Source organism: Catellatospora sp. NPDC049609, from assembly GCF_040675365.1.
Taxonomy (GTDB): Bacteria; Actinomycetota; Actinomycetes; order Mycobacteriales; family Micromonosporaceae; genus Catellatospora.
The window spans coordinates 18983-37901 of sequence record NZ_JBFAOU010000071.1 but is presented as its reverse complement, the minus strand read 5'-3'; the positions used below and the strand labels follow the sequence as shown (position 1 = coordinate 37901).

Genomic DNA, 18919 nt, shown 5'->3' with positions numbered 1-18919 from the left:
GTGGGTGGGTGGGGGGGGCGGGTTCGAGATGCCGCCCCCGCCCGGCCCGTCTCCTGTGCGGAGACATCCACGCTGATCAAGTGAGCCGCGCCCCGACGACCTCCGGACACATCGACAGGTGCCGTTCCCGGGACGCCTCCGATGTGGTAGGACTGGCGCCATGGATCTCAAGGTGCTCCTCGCGGAGGAGGGACGCACGGATCCACCCGCCTTCTACGCACGCCTGCACCGGGCGGGCGCGGCGCAGGCGGTGGACGGTGCCGAGCAGGGCTTCGCCGTCGCCGTGTACGGGTTCGAGGCGGCGGGCCAGGTGCTCAAGGACAGCCGGTTCCACCAGCTCGACGCGGCGTACCTCGACCTGCACAACCCGCAGTGGCGGCGCCATCAGGCGCTGGAGGTGCTGCGCGACTCGATGTTCTTCACCGACGGCCCGGCGCACGACGGCGTGCGGCAGCTGATCGGCCGCACCTTCACCGCGCGCCGGGTCGCCGCCATGGCGGACGCGGTCACGGCCTCGACGCACCGCCTGCTCGACCGGCTCGACGAGCTGTCGCGCGGCGGGCCGGTGGACTTCATGGGCGAGTTCGCGTACCTGCTGCCCAGCAGCGTGATGGCCGACGCGCTCGGGGTGCCGCAGGAGGACCTCGCCTGGTTCCGGCCGCGGGTGCTGGCGATCGGCGCGATCCTCGAACTCGACGGCGCGACCTGGAAGAACATGGTCCGCGCGAACACTGCGGCGCGGGAGCTGACGGCGTACTTCACCGATCTGGTGGCGCTGCGGCGCAGCGACCCCCGCGACGACCTGATCAGCCACCTGGCCGCGACGGACCTGAGCGACCGGCAGCTGGTCGCCAACCTGATCACGACCTTCAACGCCGGGTTCGTCACCACCACGCACCTGCTCGGCAACGGCCTGACCATGCTGCTGGAGCGACCCGCCCTGCGGGTGGCGCTGGACCAGGGCAACGCCACCTCCTATGTGGAGGAGATGGTGCGGTTCGAGCCGCCGGTGCAGATCCTCGTCCGGTACGCGCCGGAGGCCGCCGAGATCGAGGGCGTGCCGTGCCGTCCCGGCGAGGCGGTGCTGGTCATGATCGGAGCGGCCAACCGGGACCCACGCCGCTTCACCGACCCGGACGCCTTCGACCCGGCCCGGCCCGATCCGGGCTCGCTGAGCTTCGGCTTCGGCCCGCACTACTGCCTCGGCGCCGCGCTCAGCCGCCTGGAGGGCGAGATCGCCTTCCCCGCGCTGTTCGAGCGCTTCCCGGACCTGGCACTGGCGGCACCGCTGAGCAGGCAACCCAAACCGCTGATCCTGCGCGGCCACGACACGCTGCCCGTGCTGTGCCATGGCCGGTGAGGACAACTACGCCCGGCGCGCGCTGACGGCGTTCGCCGGGTACGGCACCGCCGAGGCGATCGTCCACGGCGACCGTCGCATCACGTACGCCGAGGTGGTCGCCGGGGTGCTCGGCATGGCCGACGCGCTGCGGCGGCACGGCGTGCGGCCCGGCGACGCGGTGGCCGTGCTGGCCGGCAACCGGCCGGAGGCGGTGTTCGCCCAGTTCGCGTTGCTCCTGCTGGGCTGCCGGTCGGTGTGGATCGCCCCGAACGCCCCGCCGCCGCTGTGCGCGGAGTACCTCGCCCTGGCGCGGGTCGACGCGCTCGTGTACGACCCGCGTACCCACGCCGGCTCGGGCGCGGACCTGGCCCGGCACGCGCCCGGTCTGCCGGTGCTGTGCCTCGGTCCGGGCGGCACGGGGCCCGACCTGACCGTGGGATCCGACAACGCGCAGCCGCCGCCGGTGACCACGGCAGAGCCGCAGTCGCTGTTCCAGACCGGCGGCACCACGGGACGGCCCAAGCTGGTGCAGCACCGCCACGACTTCTTCGCCAACGTGTACGCCGCGGCGCAGCGCCAGTCGGCGGCGGGCGGCCCCCGCCTGCGGCAGCTCGCCGTGGCCGGATTCTGGCACTCCAGCCAGCAGGCCTCCGGGATGATCACGCTGCTGTCCGGCGGCCTGCTCGTGCAGCACGACGCCTTCGACGCGGGGGAGTTCCTGGCCACCGTGCAGCGCGAGCGGATCACCGTCGCCACGCTGCCGCCGCCCATGCTCTACCAGGTGCTCGACCATCCGGCGCTGGCCGACACCGACACCGGCAGCCTGACCATGCTGTCCTGCGCGGGCAGCGCCATCGCCCCGGCGCGGCTGGCCGAGGCGATCGCGCGGTTCGGCCCGGTGCTGCTGGTGGCGTACGGGATGAGCGAGGCGACGCTGATCGCGGCCTATCCGGCGGCCCAGCACGATCCGGCGCACCCCCAGCGGCTGGCCTCGTGCGGCAGGCCGCTGGCGCCCGCGCGGGTGGAGATCCGCGACGCGGCGGGCGCACCGGCCGCGCCGGGCGAGGTGGGCGAGGTGTGGGCGTCGGCCCGGCTGATGACCTCGGGTTACTGGGGCGAGCCGGAGCTGACCGCGCGCACGCTGGTGGACGGCTGGCTGCACACCGGCGACGTCGGCTACCTGGACGCCGACGGCTACCTCTACCTGGTGGACCGGTCCAAGGACATGATCGTGACCGGGCTGACCTCGTCGAACGTCTACTCCCGTACGGTCGAGGACGTGCTGACCGCGCACCCGGCGGTGGGCGCGGCCGCGGTGATCGGCGTGCCGGACGCGAGCCTGGGCGAGGCCGTGCACGCGGTGGTGCAGCTGCGCGCGGGTGCGGCGGCCACGGCGGACGAGCTGCGGCGGTGGTGTGTGGACCGGCTCAACGCGCTGTGGGCGCCGCGCAGCGTGGAGCTGGTCGAACGCCTCCCGCTGACCGAGCTCGGAAAGATCGACAAGAGGGCGCTGCGGGCGGCGGGGGCGCGACAATAGCGGTCGCCGGTGCAAACGGAACCTGCTCTGGCGTATGTGAGACACCCTCTGTCTGAACAAGTATTTCCATGTGAGAATGTCTGCCGCGGCAGGCATCCACCGCTGTCGAGCCGCAGATCAGCCCTGTGACGATCTCGGAGGCAGCACCACTCATGTATCGCACGATGCTCAAATCGAAGGTGCACCGCGCCACGGTCACCCAGGCCGAGTTGCACTACGTCGGGTCGCTGACCCTCGACCCCGAGCTGATGGACGCCGCCGACCTGCTGCCCGGCGAGCTCATCCACGTCCTGGACGTCACCAACGGCGCCCGGCTGGAGACCTACGTCATCGAGGGCGCGCGCGGCAGCGGCGTGGTCTGCGTCAACGGCGCGGCCGCGCACCTGGTCCACCCGGGCGACCTGGTCATCATCGCGGCGTACGCGATGATGACCGACGAGCAGGCCCGCGACAGCAAGCCGAAGGTGGTCTTCGTCGACGAGGCCAACCGCATCACGTCGGTGCACAGCGACCCCGCCGTCTGAGCGATGACCACCCCGCAACACGTCGCCGTGGTCGGCAGCGGCGCACTGGCGAGCTCGCTCTGCCGGTCCCTGGCGAGCCTGGCCCCGCCGCGGCGCCCGGACACCGACCCGATCACCGTCACCGTGCTCGCCCGCAACCTCGACGCGGTCGAGCAGCTCGTGCGGGACTGCCGGGTGCGCACCGCGGTCGGCGGCACCGCCGCCGTCTTCACCGCGCGGCCGCTCGGCGACGAGGCCGCCACGCTGGCCGCGCTCCAGCCCGCGGTGCTGGTCTGCTGCGCCTCGGCGCAGTCGCCGTACGAGAAGGCGACCCGGCCCTCGCCCTGGACACGCCTGGTCGAGCAGGCCGGATTCGGCGTCACGCTGCCGCTGCAGGCCACCGTCGCGGTCCGGCTGGCGCGGGCGGTCGCCACGGCCAGCCCGCACACCCTGCTGGTCAACGGGTGCTTCCCCGACGCGGTCAACCCGCTGCTGGCGATGCTCGGCCTGCCGGTGCTCTGCGGCATCGGCAACGCCGCCACGCTCGCGGCCTGCCTGCAGGCGGCGCTCGGGCTGCCGGACCAGCGCCGGCTGGCGGTGCTCGCCCACCACGCGCACCTCACCGAGCCCGACGACCCCGCCGACGAGGTGCGCGCCTGGTTGGACGGCGCACCGGTGCCCGGCGTGTCCGCGCTGCTGGCCGCCGACCGTGCCCAGCCGCGCCGCGACCTCAACGCCATCGCCGGGCACGCCGCGGCACGCCTGCTCACCGACCTGCTGTCCGGCGCGGAGGTGCACACCAGCCTGCCGGGGCCGCTGGGCCTGCCCGGCGGCTATCCGGTCCGGCTGACCGGCGGCGCCGTCGCGCTGAACCTCCCCGGCCTCGACCCGGCCGAGGCGGTCGCCTGGAACAACCGGGCCGGCCGCCCCGACGGGATCGAGGTCGGCGACGGCCGCGTCCACCACCTGCCGCGCGCGGCCGCGGCGCTGGAGGCGTACCTGCCCGAGGTCGCGCACGGCTGGGCCGCCGCCGACTACGACACGGTCCGGGACCGGTTCTGCGACCTGCGCAGCCGGCTGCGGCCGGTGGCACCCGCCCTCGTCTGACCCATCCGATCACCCCTCACCCCAGGAGGAGCAACGGTGCTCACCACAGCGACCGCGCCGGCGACCCGGAATCTCATCGTCGACTACTACGAGGTGATCGCGGCGGCGGTCGAGCGGCTGGGCGCCGGCCCCGGCGACCCCGCGGGCACGCCCGGCTTCGCTCCCGGGTTCGACCTGCCCGAACTGTCCGGGCCCGTTAGGCAGTTCTTCGCCGCGGCCGGCGCGACCTGGCGCGAGCTGGGCGAGCACGCGGGCCACCCGATGCGGTTCATGGACCTGACCGGCAACCCCGGCACCCGCACCACCAAGACGTTCCCGTCGATGCTCATCGTCGCCCGTGCGGTGGAGCACATCCGCCGCACCGGGCAGCCGATCTGCATCTTCACCCCGACCTCGGCGAACAAGGGCATCGCCCTGCGCGACGCCGTCGGCCGCGCCATCGCCGCCAACCTGGTCACCCCCGAGCAGCTGCGCGTCGTCGTGCTCGCGCCCGGGTCGACGCGGCACAAGTTCCGCCGCGACCCGCTGTCGGCCGATCCGGCGCTGCGGGCCGCGAACCCGCTGCTGCGGTTCACCGGCGCGCAGCCCGAGGGCGTCAAGGCGCTCGGCCGGGCCTTCGTCGACGCGTACGCCCAGCAGGCCCTCGACAAGCACGGCACCGCGCTGTGGTTCTCGCTGGCGCTGCCGAACTACCTCGTCGCCGACGCCGCCCGCGCCGCGTTCGAGCTCGACGCGGCCCCGGCGACGGCCGCGGCGCCCCGCTGGCACGCCCACGCGGTGTCCAGCGCGTTCGGCCTGCTGGGCTACAACCTCGGCCGGGACGTGCTGGAGGACTCGGGCCGGGCCGCCGGATCGCCGCGCCCCGGATTCCTGCTCGTGCAGCACCTGGGCACCCCGGACATGGTGCTGAACCTGCGGCACGGCACGTTCTCCCGCGACCGGCTGCCCGCCTACCGGCGCGACGCCGCGACCGGCCTGTGGCACCAGGACGCCGACCCGCACTTCCCGGCCGTCACCGACGACCCCGACGAGGTGCTCGACCCGACGTTCTACACCCACCAGCCGGTGACCTCGCCCGCGATGAACGACCTCATCGCCCGGCACGGCGGCGACGGCGTCACGGTCTCGCGCCGCGAGTGCCTCGGCCGCTACGCCCACCTGCGGGACCTGCTGCGCCACACCCCGTGCGAGCTGCCCGCCGACCCGGCCGACCTGCGCGAGTGGTCGATCGTCATGGCGCTGACCGGCGTGCTCAACGCGATCGACCGCGGCCTGGTGCCTGCCGGTCTGGAGGTCGTCGTGCACGGCTCGGGCAGCTACCGCGACGACGACTACGCGGTGTACGAGCCGGACGCCGAGGTGTCCACCGTGGAGGAGATCGCCGCGGCGGTCCTGGGCGGCCGGTGATGGCCGCCGACCCTGCCGCCTCCCCGGCGGCCCGCGACGGCGGCCTGCCGGAGGAGCACGCCGTCTTGACGGCGCCGGCCGGTCCCGGCCGCGTGCCGGAAGAGCGTGCCGCGCAAGCAGCCGGGGACTGCGGTGTGCCGGAGGAGCGCGCCGCCCTGGCGGCGCTGGCCCACGACTGCGGGGTGCCGCCGGAGCACGTCGCGCGCGCCGCCGTGGCGCTGCTCGCGCGCCGCTACACCGGCCGGGCCCGGCAGTCCGTGCACGGTCCCGGCGGTGGGTTCCACTTCGACCTCACCGCGGACGGGCCGGTGCGCGAGCTGCTGACCCGGCCCGGCGCGACGCCCGTCGCCGCGTCGGCGCAGGGCGAGCTGACACAGCTCACGGTGTCGGTCGCCGACGGCCGGATCGCCGTCGGCGGCTGTCCCGACGAGCTGTCCGCGGACTTCACCGCCGATCTGGCCGCCCTGCTCGCCGCGATGGCCGCCGATCCGGGAAGGTCCACTGCGGACCTGCTGCCGGTGTCCGCGTACGAACGGCGCCGCCCCGCCGACCTCGCCGCCCTGCACGGCGGGCCCCGCCGCGAGCCGCTCGGCTGGGCGGCCGGGCCGCACGACACCATCTGCACCGCGTTCGCCGCGCAGGTCGCCCGCCACCCCGACCGGCCCGCCGTGCTCGCCGACGACGGGCAGCCGACGTACCGGCAGCTCGGCTCGGCCGTCGCCGCCACCGCCGCCGCGATCCGCCGCGCCACCGGCGACACCGGCGCGCGGCCCGGGCGGGCGGCGCTGCTGTGCCGCCACGGCGCCACCACGATCACCGGTCTGCTCGCGGCGCTGGTCAGCGGCCGGGCGTACGTGCCGCTGGAGCCGAGCTTCCCGGAGCGGCGGCTCGCGCACATCCTCGCCGACAGCGGCGCCGACGTGCTGCTCGTCGACGCGGCGCATGCCCCGCTCGCCCGGCGGCTGGCCGAGGCGGCGTCCCGCCCGGACATCACGCTGGTGCCCGTCGCGGCCGCGGCCGACGACACCGATCTGGACGAGGTGCTGGCCGGGCTCACCAGCCCGGCCGGTGCGGACGACCCGGCGTACCTGCTCTACACCTCCGGGTCGACCGGCGCGCCCAAGGCCGTCGTGCAGAGCCACCGCAACGTGCTGTTCGGCGTGGCCAACCACGTCCGCAACTTCGCCATCACCCCGGCGGACCGCACCAGCGTGCTCACCTCGTTCGGGTATGACATGGCGGTCACCGACACGTTCGGGGCGATCCTGTCCGGCGCCGCCGCGGTGCCCGCCGACCTGCGCGCGCACGGCCTCGGCGAGCTGGCGCAGACCCTGGCCCGGCACGGGGTGACGATCTACCACTCCACGCCCACCGTCTACCGCTACCTGCTGGCGAGCCTGGGCGAGCAGGGCAGGCTGCCGGGCGTCCGGGCGGTGCTGCTCGGCGGCGAGGAGGTCACCCGCCACGACGTGGAGCTGGCCCGCCACCGGTTCGGGCCGGCGACGGTCTTCGTCAACGGGTACGGCACCACGGAGATCAGCTTCGCGGCGCAGCACCACCTCGCGCCGGACGCCCCGCTGGACCACGCCGTGGTGCCGATCGGGCACCCGCTCGACGGCATCGACGTCGTGCTCGTCGACCCCGCCGGGCGGCCCGCCTGCCTGACCGGCGAGGTCGTCGTCCGCACCCCGCACGTGGCGCTGGGCTACCACGGGCTGCCGGAGCTGACCGCGAGCCGGTTCCGGGAGCACGGCGGCGAGCGCGCGTACTGGACCGGCGACGTCGCGCGGCGGCTGCCCGACGGACGGCTCGTGTTCTCCGGCCGCGCCGACCGCCTGGTCAAGATCCGTGGATACCGCGTCGAGCTGGGCGAGGTCGAGGCCGCGCTGGCCGCGCTGCCGGGCGTGGGGCACGCCGCCGTGGTCGCCCGGCCCACCCCCGCGGGCGCGGGACCGCAGGTCAAGGAGATCATCGCGTACGCCGTCCCCGCCCGCGACACCGCGGCGGACCCGGCCGCGCTGCGCGCCGCGCTCGCCCGGCTGCTGCCGGACTTCATGCTCCCGCGCGCGGTGGTCGTCGTCGCCGCGCTGCCGATGGGCCCCACCGGCAAGCTCGACGTGGGCACCCTGCCCGAGCCGCCCGCGCCCGCCGCCCCGGCGGCCGACCAGGACCCGGTGGAGCGCACGATCGCGGCGGCCTGGTGCGAGGTGCTCGGCGTCGAGCAGGTCGCCCGGGACACCCCGTTCTTCGAGCTGGGCGGGCACTCGCTGCTCATGGCGCTGGTCCAGCAGCGGCTGGAGGCGGCGCTGGGGGAGCGGATCCCGCTGACCCGGCTCGTCGAGCACCCCACCGTCGCCGCGCTCGCCGCACACCTGCGCGATCGGACGTCCACTTCGGACACACCACCAGTCGACGCGGCGCAGAGCCGGGCCGCCGACCGCATGCGCCGCCGCCGGCAGGCCCGGCAGGCCCTCGCGGAGACACCGTCGTGAGCGAGGACGACCTGATCGCCGTCGTCGGGATGGCCTGCCGCGCACCGGGCGCGCCCGACGTCACCGCCCTGTGGCGCAACCTGCGGGCGGGCGCCGACGCCGTACGCCGGTTCACCCCCGACGAGCTGGCCGCGGCGGGGCTGCCCGCGGCGGACCCGACGTACGTGCCCGCGTTCGGCTACCTCGACGGGCTCGAGGACTTCGACGCCGCGCTGTTCGGCTACACCGACGCCGAGGCCGCGCTGCTCGACCCGCAGCACCGCATCTTCCTGGAGGCGGCCTGGTGGGCGCTGGAGGACGCCGGGCTCGACCCCGCCCGCGGCACCGCCCAGATCGGTGTCTTCGCCGGCTGCGGCGCCGACCGCTACCTGCGCCACCACCTGCTCGGCAACCCGGCCGTCGCCCCGGCCGGGGCGCTGCCCGACGACTGGGACGACGCCCTGGCCGGTGGCACCAGCGACTACCTGCCGACCCGTGTCGCGTACGCGCTGGGGCTGACCGGCCCGGCGGTGGCGGTGCAGACCGCCTGCTCGTCGTCGCTGGTCGCGGTGTGCCAGGCGGCGCAGAGCCTGCTCGACTTCCGCTGCGACGTCGCCGTCGCGGGCGGCGCCGCGGTCGCCTCGACACGCCAGCGCGGCTACCGGCACCGGCCGGGCGGCACCTGGTCGGCCGACGGGGTGTGCCGCCCGTACGACGCCGACGCCACCGGCCAGGTCTTCGGCAACGGGGGCGGCGCCGTGGTGCTCAAGCGGCTGGCCGACGCCGTCGCCGACGGCGACCACGTGCACGGCGTGCTGGCCGGGTGGGCGGTCAACAATGACGGGGCCGCGCGCGCCGGGTTCACCGTGCCGGGCGTGGCCGGCCAGGCGGCCGTGGTGGCCGAGGCCCTGGCCGCCGCCGACTGGGACGCCGACACGGTCGGGTTCGTCGAGGGCCACGGCAGCGGCACCGCCGTCGGCGACGCCATCGAGATCGAGGCCCTTACCAGGGCATTCCGGCCGTCCACCGGGCGCACCGGGTACTGCGTGCTCGGCTCGGCGAAGGCCGGCCTCGGCAACCTCGACGCCGCCGCCGGTGTCCTCGGCCTGATCAAGGCCGTGCTCGCCGTGCGCGACGGGGTGATCCCGCCGACCCTGCACTTCCGCCGCCCGCACCCGGACGTGGACCTCGCGGCGACGCCGTTCACCGTCTCGGCCGCCGCGCGGGAATGGCCCGGACCCCGCCGGGCCGGGGTCAGCTCGTTCGGCCTCGGCGGCACCAACGCCCACGTGCTGGTCCAATCCGCACCCTCCCGCCCGGACGGTCCTGCCGCGGCCGGTTGGCTGCTGCTGCCGCTGAGCGCGGGCAGCCCTGCCGCGCTGCGCGAGCTGGCCGCGCGGCTCGCCGCCTGGCCGGCACCGCAGCAACCCGTCGCCGACCTGGCGTACACCCTCGCCGTGGGGCGGCGGCCGTTGCCGCACCGGGCCGCGGTCCTCTGCCAGGACGTGGCGGATGCGACACAGGCCCTGGCCGCCATCGCCGACGGCACGCCGGTCGCGCCGCCCGCAGCGGCCCCGGCCGAGCTGCGCGAGCAGGCCGCGACCTGGCTCGGCGGCGGGAATGTGCCGCCCGGCGCCGGTCGGCGGGTGCCGGTGCCCGGCTACCCGTTCCAGCGCCGCCGCCACTGGATCGAGCCGCGGGCAGGTGCCCGTGTCTGAACCGGACGGACTGGTGCCGCTGGGGGACACCGGCTGGCACGCCTGGCGCTCGGCCGCGCTGCGCGCCCCCGGGTTCCCCGCCACCGGCCTGGACCTGCTCGGCGCGACCGAATGCGCCAAGGACGCCGACGCGTACCTGTCCGGCGACGTCGACCGGGCGCAGTTCGAGGCCGCGTTCGCCGACGCGACCCGCCGGGCCGCCGAGCGGCTGTGCGAGATCGCCGCCGACCCGCTGTTCCGCGAGGCGGTGACCTGGCAGAGCCTGAACTCCGTCGAGGCCCTCGACGGACTGGTCCGCACCGGCCCGCACGCGCCGCGCAACTCCCGGCGGCGCCAGCGCGAGATCGTCGTCACCCGGTACTGGCAGCGCTACTGCGGCAAGAACGACACCATCGGCTACTTCGGCCCGGTCTGCTGGGCCGAGCTCACCACCGACGCCGCCGCCGCGCGGGTCACCCCGGGGCCGGGTCTGGTCCGCGGCCGCGTCGTCGACCTGGAATGGCGGGCGCTGACCGCGTACGCCGCACGGCTCGCCGCCGACCCGCGCTTGCGGCCCTGGCTGCCGGTGACCGTCCAACCCCACCTGGCGCTTGACGGCGCCCGGCTCCTGCGGGTCGGCCTGCCGCCACGGCAGCTCACGCCCGCCGAGGCCGCCCTGCTGTCGGCCTGCGACGGCACCCGGGCCGCCCGCGACGTGGTCGCGTCCGCGCTCGCCGACCCGGCGGCCGGGTTCCGCCGCGAGGCCGACGCCCTGCTGGCCCTGGAGCAGCTGGCGGAGCAGGGCGTGCTGCGCTGGGGCGTCGAGCTGCCGCTGACCATCGCCGCCGAGGCCGAGCTGCGCCGCCGCCTGTCCGAGCTGGGCGAACCGGCGCTGCGCGACGAGGCCCTCGCCGGGCTGGCGCGGCTGCTCGCGGCCCGTGACGAGCTGGCCCGCGCGGCCGGTGACGCCGACGCGGTGCGCGCGGCCACGCTGCGCCTGCAGGACGAGTTCGTCGCGGTAACCGGCGGCGAGGTGCAGCACCGGCCCGGCGCCACCTACGTGGGCCGGGGCCTGGCCTACGAGGACGCGGTACGCGACCTGGACGTGTCGTTCGGCGAGCCGGTGCTCGCCCTGCTGGCCGAGACGCTGGTGCCGCTGCTGGCGGCGGCCCGGTGGCTGAGCGCCGCGATGGCCGGGGCGTTCACCGCCGCCATGCGGGAGCTGCACGACGAGTCGGCCCAGGACGGACCGGTCCCGCTGGCCGACGTGTGGGACCTCGCCCTCGGTGTGATCTTCGGGGACGGGCCGGTCGGCGACGTGGTCACCGAGTTCACCGCCCGGTGGGCCCGGCTGCTGCGGCTGGACGAGGCGGACGCGGGGCCGGTCACCCTCGACCCCGCCGAGGTCGCCGAGGAGGTCGCGCAGGTGTTCGCCGCGGACGCCCCCGGCTGGCCGGCGGCCCGGCTGCACAGCCCCGACCTGCACCTGTGTGCCGAGGATGCGCGGGCGCTGGCGCGTGGAGAGTTCACCGCCGTCCTCGGCGAGCTGCACATGGCCTGGCTGACCTGCGACAACGGCGTGTTCACCCGGTTCCATCACGATCGTGACGGGCTGCGGGCGGCGGTCCACCGGGACCTGGGCGACCGGGTCGTGCCGCTCTACCCGCAGGACTTCCCCGAGTTCACCGCGCGGATGGCGTTCACCCTCGACGGGCCGGGGGACGTGCGGCTGGCGTACGCGCCCGCGCCCGTCCCGGAGCCGTCGCAGGTGCTGCCGCTGGCCGCGCTGACCCTGTCCGTCGTGGACGGCGAGCCGGTCGGCCGGGGCACTGACGGGCGCACCTGGCCGCTGACGGAGCTGTTCGGCTCGTTCCTGTCGTCGCGGGCGGTCAACGCGTTCAAGCCCGCCGCGGGCCGGGCGCACACGCCCCGGGTGAGCGTCGGCCGGCTGGTCGTGCACCGGGAGACCTGGCGCACCGCCGTCGCCGACGTCGGCCTCGACGACACCCTGCTCGACGAGGCCTCCCGCTACCTGGCCGTACGCCGCTGGCGGGACCGGCTCGGCCTGCCCGAGCAGGTGTTCATCCGGGTCGGCACCGAGGTCAAGCCGTGTTATGTGGACTTCACCGGCCCCGCGTACGTGGCCGCGTTCACGGCGATGGTCCGGGCCGCGCACCGGGCCGGCGGCGACCGGGTGCCGCTGACGGTCGCGGAGGCGCTGCCGACCGCGCGGCAGGCCTGGGTGCCCGACGCCGCCGGGCGGCGCTACCACAGCGAGCTGCGCATGACGATCCGCGACCCGGCGTCCGCCCGGACCAGTGACTGAGGAGCAGCAGCCGATGCCATCCCCGCACGGACCCGCGCTGGACTACCCCGACCGCCGCTTCCCCGACCTCGTCGCCGACCGGGCCGCGGCGCACCCTGACGCGCCCGCCGTGCGGCAGGGGGACACCACGCTCACGTACGGCGCGCTGTGTGCCTCGGCCGAGGCGCTCGCTGCCCGGCTGCCCGGCCCGGAGCCGCTGGTGGGCGTGTGCGCGGACCGGCGTCCGCCGCTGGTCGTCGCGCTGCTGGGGGTGCTGGCCTCGGGCGCCGGGTACGTGCCGCTCGACCCCGCGCTGCCGCCCGCGCGCCTGCGCGAGATCGCCCGCGAGGCGGGCCTGCGCACCGTCGTCTGCGACGAGGTGGGGGCGCGGCTGTTCGCCGAGTCCGGACTGCACCTGGTGCCGATCCCGGACGCGGCCGACGAACCCTCCGCCGCCGCTCGCACCGACGGGCATGCGACCGCCGCGACCGCCGACCCGTCTCCCGCAGACGCTCTGGTGACGACGGACGTCGGACGGTTCACCGCGGGCTGCCCCGCGGCGGCGGACGACCTCGCCTACGTCATGTTCACGTCCGGGTCGACCGGCCGTCCCAAGGGCGTGATGATCCCGCACGAGGCGCTGACCGAGTTCGTGACCAGCCTCGCCGCGCTGGCGGGCCTGGACCGCGGCAGCGTCTGCCTGGGCTTCGCCTCGATCGGGTTCGACGCCTCGGTCATCGACCTGCTGGCGCCGCTGGCCGCGGGCGGTACGGTCGCGCTGGCCGGTGCCGCCGACCGGGCCGACCCGACCCGGCTGCAGCGCTTCTGCGCCGACCACGGCGTCACCGTCGCGTTCCTGCCCCCGGCGGTGCTGCCCATCCTCGACCCCGAGGGCCTGCCCGAGCTGCGGGTCGTGCTCACCGGCAGCGAGGCGCCCGGCCCGGAGCAGGTGGCGCGGTGGACCGCCGGGGACCGCCGGTTCCTCAACCTGTTCGGGCCCACCGAGACGACCGTGCTGGTCACCTGGTTCGAGGCGACGGGCGCCTGGGACCGGCCGCTGCCGATCGGCCGCCCGGCCGCCAACCACCGCGTCCACGTCGTCGACGAGTGGATGCGCCCCGTCGGCCTCGGCGAGCCGGGCGAGCTGCTGGCCGGCGGCACCGGCCTGGCCCTCGGGTACCTCGGGGCGCCCGAGCTGACCGAGGAGCGGTTCGTGCCCGACCCGTTCTCCGGCATTCCCGGCGCGCGGCTCTACCGCACCGGTGACCTGGTCGCCTGGGACCCCGACGGCGAGCTGCGGTTCATCGGGCGGATCGACCGGCAGGTCAAGATACGTGGGCAGCGGGTCGAGATCGGCGAGGTCGAGGCGGTGCTGCGGGCACATCCGGCCGTCGCGCACGCCGCCGTCGCCGCGGTCGACGGCCCGCACGGGACGACGCTGGTGGCGTTCGTGACCGGCGCGGTGACGCCGGAGGCGCTGCGCGGGCACTGCGCCGCGCAGCTGCCCGCCGCGACGGTGCCCGCCCGCATCCACACCGTGCCCGAACTCCCGCTGCTTAGCAGCGGCAAGGTCGACCTCGACAGGCTCGTCGCCACCGCTGACGGGCCGACCGGCGAGCACCCGTTCGTGCCACCGGCCACCCCGGTCGAGGAGCAGGTCGCCGAGGTGTGGGCCGGGCTGCTCGGGCTGGTGCGGGTCGGCCGCGACGACGACTTCTTCGACACCGGCGGCCACTCGATCACCGCGATGCGGCTGGTCGCCGCGCTGCGCCGCAGGCTCGCCCGCGACGTGGCCGTCGAGGACGTGCTGCAGGGGCGCACGCTGCGGGCCATCGCCGCCCGCGCGCAGGCCGCGGCCGCGCTCACCGACGACCGGCCGGTACGCGGTCGCCCGCCCGCGCTCTCCCCGTCCCAGCAGCGGCTGTGGTTTCTGGAGCGGTACTCGCCGGCCGCGGCCGCCGCGTACAACATCGTGCTGGCCGAGCGGCTGCGCGGGCCGCTGGACCCGGCGGCGCTGCAACGTGCCCTGACCGCGGTCGCGGCCCGCCAGCAGGTGCTGCGCTGGCGCATCCCCGACGCCGACGGCGTGCCCTACGCCGTGCTGGACCCGGCCGCTGAGTTGCCCCTGCCGGTGACCGACCTGAGCGCCCTGCCCGCCGCCGAGCGTGAGCGTGAGCTGGCCGGGCAGCTGGCCGCGGAGGCCGCCCGGCGCTTCACGCTGGCCACCGACACGCTGTGGCGCAACCGGCTGTTCCGGCTCGGCGACGACGAGCACGTGCTCGCGATCACCGCCCACCACGCCGTGTTCGACGGCTGGTCGCAGGCGCCGCTCTACGACGACCTCGCCGCCGCGTACGCCAAGGGCCCGGCGGCGCTGCCGCCGCTGCCCGCCACCTACGCCGACTACGTCGCCTGGCGCGAGCAGCGGCGCAGCCGCCGCGCCGACGGCGACCTGGACTGGTGGACGTCCCACCTGGACGGTGTGCCGACCGTGCTGGAGGTGCCCGGCGACCGGCCCCGGCCCGCCGAGCAGACCTACGCGGGCGGCCACGTGGGCGACTGGCTCGACGCCGCTACCACCGCCGACCTGCTGCGCTTCGCCCGCGAGCACGGCGCGACGCCGTCGGCCGTGCTGCTGGCCGCGTTCGGGCTGGTCCTGTCGAGCTGGGCCGGGCAGGACGAGCTGGTGGTCGGCACCCCGGCGGTGGACCGCCGCGACCCCGACTTCGAGCAGATGGTCGGCTTCTTCATCGACATCATGCCGCTGCGGCTGCGCACCGACCGCGAGCGCGGCTTCGCCGACCACGTGCGCGCGGCCCGCGACGAGCTGATCGCCGCGCTGGCCCACCCGGAGGCGCCGCTGGAACGCATCGTGCAGGCGTTCGGCCTCGGCGGCCAGGTCGTGCGCAGCCCGCTGGTGCAGGTGCTGTTCAACGTCTTCAACTTCGACGCGCCGCGCCTGGACCTCGCCGGGACCGTCGGCGAGCCGGTGCCGGTGCCCGCCCCCGGCTCCGCGTTCGACCTGACGCTGTACGGCGTGCAGCGCGCCGGGCGCACGCGTATCGAGATCGTCTACAACAGCGACCTCTACACCGCAGCCCGGATGCGGGACCTGCTGGACGCGCTGCGACAGGTGATCGTCGGCGGCCTCGCCGCGGGCGACACCCCGGCCGCCGCACTGGCCCCGCCGCGCACCGTCACCGCGGCCCCGAGCCCACCGGCCCGGCGCCGCGCCCCGCGGCCCACCCGCGTGATCGGCCGGCCGCCGGCCACCCCCACCGAACACGCCGTCGCGGCCGTGTGGTGTGACGTCCTCGGGCTCGACGCGGTCGGCGTCACCGACAACTTCTTCGACTCCGGCGGCTCCTCGCTGGCCGTCGCCACGGTGCAGCAGCGCCTGCACCGGCTCACCGGGCGCGAGCTGCGCGTGGTCGACCTGTTCCGGCACCCGACGGTGCGGGCGCTGGCCGCCCACCTCGACGGCGGCGCGACCGGCGACGGCACTGACGACGCCGTCGAGCAGGCGCTGCGCCGCGGCGCGGCCCGCCGCGCCCGGCACCGGACCAGAATCGGCACCGAAGGAGAGCCCCGTGGCTGACGAACCCATCGACGGCCCCGAACCGATCGCCGTCATCGGCATGGCCTGCCGGGTGCCCGGCGCGGCCGACCTCGACCGGTTCTGGCAGAACCTCGTCGGCGGGCACAGCGCCCGCACCGAGCTGAGCCGCGAGCACCTGCTGCGCGCCGGTGTCCCGGCCGCCGAGGTCGACGACCCGGATTACGTTCCGGTCGCCTACCTGCTGGACGACGTCGCGGACTTCGACGCGGGCCTGTTCGGGCTGACCCCGCGCGAGGCGGCGCTGGCCGACCCGCAGCACCGGCTGTTTTTGGAGCTGTGCCACGCCGCGCTGGAGCACGCGGGCTGGGACCCGGCCCGCCACCCGGGCGACATCGGCGTCTACGGCGGCCGCGGCATGGAGACCTACCGGTGGCGGCACCTGCACGCCAACCGCGCCGTCATGGCGAGCACCGACCACACCACGATCGGCAACGGCAACCACGCCGACACGTTCACCACCCTGGCGTCGTACCACCTGAACCTGCGCGGGCCCAGCGTCGGCATCTACACCGCCTGCTCCACCTCGCTGGTCGCCGTGCACACGGCCGCCGAGGCGCTGCGCGCGGGCGAGTGCGACATGGCGCTGGCGGGCGGGGTCAGCATCGAGCTGCCCGGCGACCGCGGCTACCTGCACCGCGAAGGCTCGGCCGCCTCCGCCGACGGGCACGTCCGGCCGTTCGACGCCGCCGCCACCGGCACCGTCGCGGGCAGCGGCGGGGGAGTGGTGCTGCTCAAGCGGCTCGCCGACGCGCTCGCCGACGGCGACCACGTGCACGCGGTGGTGCTCGGCAACGCGGTCAACAACGACGGCGCGGCCAAGATCGGTTTCACCGCGTCGGGCGTCGCCGGACAGGCCGCCGTCGTCGCCAACGCCCTGGCCACCGCGGGCGTCGACCCGCGCACCGTCGGCTATGTCGAGGCGTCCGCGACCGGCAGCCCGCTCGGCGACGCGATCGAGGTCGAGGCGCTGACCTCCGTGTACGGCCGCGGCAGCGGCGAGCGCCAGTGGTGCGCCCTGGGCTCGGTGAAGTCGAACATCGGCCACCTCAGCCAGGGCGCCGGGGTCGTCGGGCTCATCAAGACCGCGCTCGCCCTCGAACACGGCCTCATCCCGGCGAGCCTCGGCTACACGGCGCCCCACCCGGCGCTCGACCTCGCGGCGAGCCCGTTCTACGTCAACGCGACCCTCGCCACCTGGACGCCGGACAGCGGGCCGCGCCGGGCCGCGGTCAGCTCGTTCGGCATCGGCGGCACCAACGCCCACGTCGTGCTCGAAGCACCCCCGGCCGCCCGGCCCACCCGCGCGGACCGGCCCGTCCACCTGCTGCGGATCTCGGCGCGCTCGGCCGCCGCCCGCGACGCCGCCGCCGCCCGCCTGGCCGACCATCTCGCCACCGCGGCCGGCCTGGACCTCGCCGACGTCGCCCACACCCTGCGGGTCGGCCGGGTCGAACATCCGCACCGCTGCGCGGTCGTCGCCGCCGACCCCGCCGACGCGGCCGCCGCGCTGCGTACGCCCGACCGGCGGCTCCAGGCTGTGGCCGAAGTGGTGCCGGGCGTGGTGTTCCTGTTCGGAGGTCCGGCCGCAGCGTCCTCGGTGTCCGGCATAGGCGCCGCCGAGCCGGTGTTCGCCGCCGAGGTCGACCGGTGCGCCGCGCTGCTCGGGCTGCCCGTCGACGAACTGCTGAGCGAGCCGTTCCTGGCGTCGTTCAGCACCGGGTACGCCACGGCGCGGCTCTGGCGGTCGTGGGGAGTCCGCCCGGCCACGATGATCGGCCACGGCACCGGCGAGTACGTCGCCGCCGTCCTCGCCGGAGTCTTCGACCTGCCCGCCGCGCTGCGCCTGGTCGCCCTGCACGCCCGGCTCGTGCGGGAGCTGCCCGCCGAGGCGACGTTCACCGTGAGCGCGACCCCCGAGACCCTGGCGCGGCTGCTGCCCGCCGAGGCGGCGGTCGTCGCCGTCAACGGCCCGGCCACCTGCGTCGTCACGTCCCCGCCGGAACTGCTCGAACGGCTCACCGAACCGTCCGGCCGCAAGATCGCCGTCCGCCGGCTGCGCACCACGCACCCGCCGCGCCCGGCGGTCACCGACGAGATCCTGGCGCGCTACGCCGAGGCCGTCGCCGCCGAAGGCCCGTCCGCGCCCGCCACGTCCTACCTGTCCGGCCGCACCGGCGCGCCGATCACGGCGCGGGAGGCACGCGACCCGGCGTACTGGGCGGGCCTGCTGCGCGAACCCGTCCGGTTCGGTCCCGCCGTCGCGGCGGCGCTGGCCGCCGGCCCGGTGCAGTTCGTCGAATGCGGGCCCGGTCGCCAGCTGGCGGGCCTGGCCCGGATGCAGACACCGCGTGGCGGTCCGCAGCCGCTGCACAGCCTGCCCGCCGCCGACGAGCCCGGCGACGCGCTCGCCACCTGCTACGCGGCCGCCGGGCGGCTGTGGGCGCAGGGCGTGCCGGTCGACCTCGGCAGTGCCGGGCGGCGCGTGCCCCTGCCCGGCTACCCCTACGAACGCACCCGGCACTGGATCGACCCTGACCCGCCGACCGTGGCCGCCGCTGCGGACGCCCAGCCGACCCGACTCGCCGAAGCGGACGCTCGGCCCACCTCGCTCGCCGCGCCGGACGGCCCGCGGGCAGCGCTTGGCGAGCCTGCCGCTGCGCAGGCCCCGACCGCGCTCGACCACCGCGCCGACACCGACACCGCGCACGGGCTGGCCGGGATCTGGTCGACCCTGCTGGGCGCCGACGAGATCAAGCCTGACGACGACTACTTCGCGCTGGGCGGCAGCTCGCTCACGGCGGTGCAGCTCATCGCCCAGGTGCGCGCGGCGTTCGGGGTACGCCTCACCATGCGGGTGATCTTCGACGCGCCCACCCTGCGGGCGATGGCCGACGCGATCGACGAGCGCCGCGCCGCCGCCCGGAGGTGAAC

At 76.1% G+C, this 18919-nt stretch carries 10 protein-coding genes; all 10 read left to right on the top strand.

The genetic code is table 11. The features are described 5' to 3' along the window. The first annotated feature begins 160 nt into the window (after window positions 1-160). On the top strand, window positions 161-1360 hold the full coding sequence (locus AB0J67_RS20800; RefSeq protein ID WP_363485040.1) for a cytochrome P450: 1200 nt from the start codon (window positions 161-163) through the stop codon (window positions 1358-1360). Further along, window positions 1350-2879 (top strand): AMP-binding protein, encoded by a 1530-nt coding sequence (locus tag AB0J67_RS20795; RefSeq protein ID WP_363485039.1) that lies wholly within the window; start codon window positions 1350-1352, stop codon window positions 2877-2879. The genes AB0J67_RS20800 and AB0J67_RS20795 overlap by 11 nt, the downstream gene beginning before the upstream one ends. 152 nt (window positions 2880-3031) lie before the next feature. After that, a complete protein-coding gene (gene panD, locus AB0J67_RS20790) occupies window positions 3032-3403 on the top strand; it encodes an aspartate 1-decarboxylase (RefSeq protein WP_363485038.1) in 372 nt (123 codons plus the stop codon). A 3-nt stretch (window positions 3404-3406) separates the two neighbouring features. Further along, the gene (locus AB0J67_RS20785) at window positions 3407-4489 is read left to right on the top strand and encodes a potassium transporter TrkA (RefSeq protein WP_363485037.1); all 1083 of its coding nucleotides are present in this window, start codon (window positions 3407-3409) and stop codon (window positions 4487-4489) included. A gap of 36 nt (window positions 4490-4525) precedes the next feature. Continuing rightward, window positions 4526-5896, top strand: a complete 1371-nt coding sequence (locus tag AB0J67_RS20780) for a DUF6002 family protein (protein WP_363485036.1) — start codon at window positions 4526-4528, stop codon at window positions 5894-5896. After that, window positions 5896-8388: a non-ribosomal peptide synthetase gene (locus AB0J67_RS20775; RefSeq protein ID WP_363485035.1), complete on the top strand. Its 2493-nt coding sequence runs from the start codon at window positions 5896-5898 to the stop codon at window positions 8386-8388. The genes AB0J67_RS20780 and AB0J67_RS20775 overlap by 1 nt, the downstream gene beginning before the upstream one ends. Next, a complete protein-coding gene (locus tag AB0J67_RS20770) occupies window positions 8385-10085 on the top strand; it encodes a beta-ketoacyl synthase N-terminal-like domain-containing protein (RefSeq protein WP_363485034.1) in 1701 nt (566 codons plus the stop codon). The genes AB0J67_RS20775 and AB0J67_RS20770 overlap by 4 nt, the downstream gene beginning before the upstream one ends. Further along, entirely contained in the window at window positions 10078-12390 is a 2313-nt protein-coding gene (locus AB0J67_RS20765) for a lantibiotic dehydratase (protein WP_363485033.1), read from the top strand. Before AB0J67_RS20770 ends, AB0J67_RS20765 begins: the two co-directional genes overlap by 8 nt. A 13-nt stretch (window positions 12391-12403) precedes the next feature. Next, the gene (locus tag AB0J67_RS20760; protein WP_363485032.1) at window positions 12404-15967 is read left to right on the top strand and encodes an amino acid adenylation domain-containing protein; all 3564 of its coding nucleotides are present in this window, start codon (window positions 12404-12406) and stop codon (window positions 15965-15967) included. Beyond that, complete coding sequence (locus tag AB0J67_RS20755) at window positions 15960-18917, top strand: beta-ketoacyl synthase N-terminal-like domain-containing protein (RefSeq protein WP_363485031.1); 2958 nt, start codon at window positions 15960-15962, stop codon at window positions 18915-18917. The genes AB0J67_RS20760 and AB0J67_RS20755 overlap by 8 nt, the downstream gene beginning before the upstream one ends. The last annotated feature ends 2 nt before the right edge of the window (window positions 18918-18919 follow it).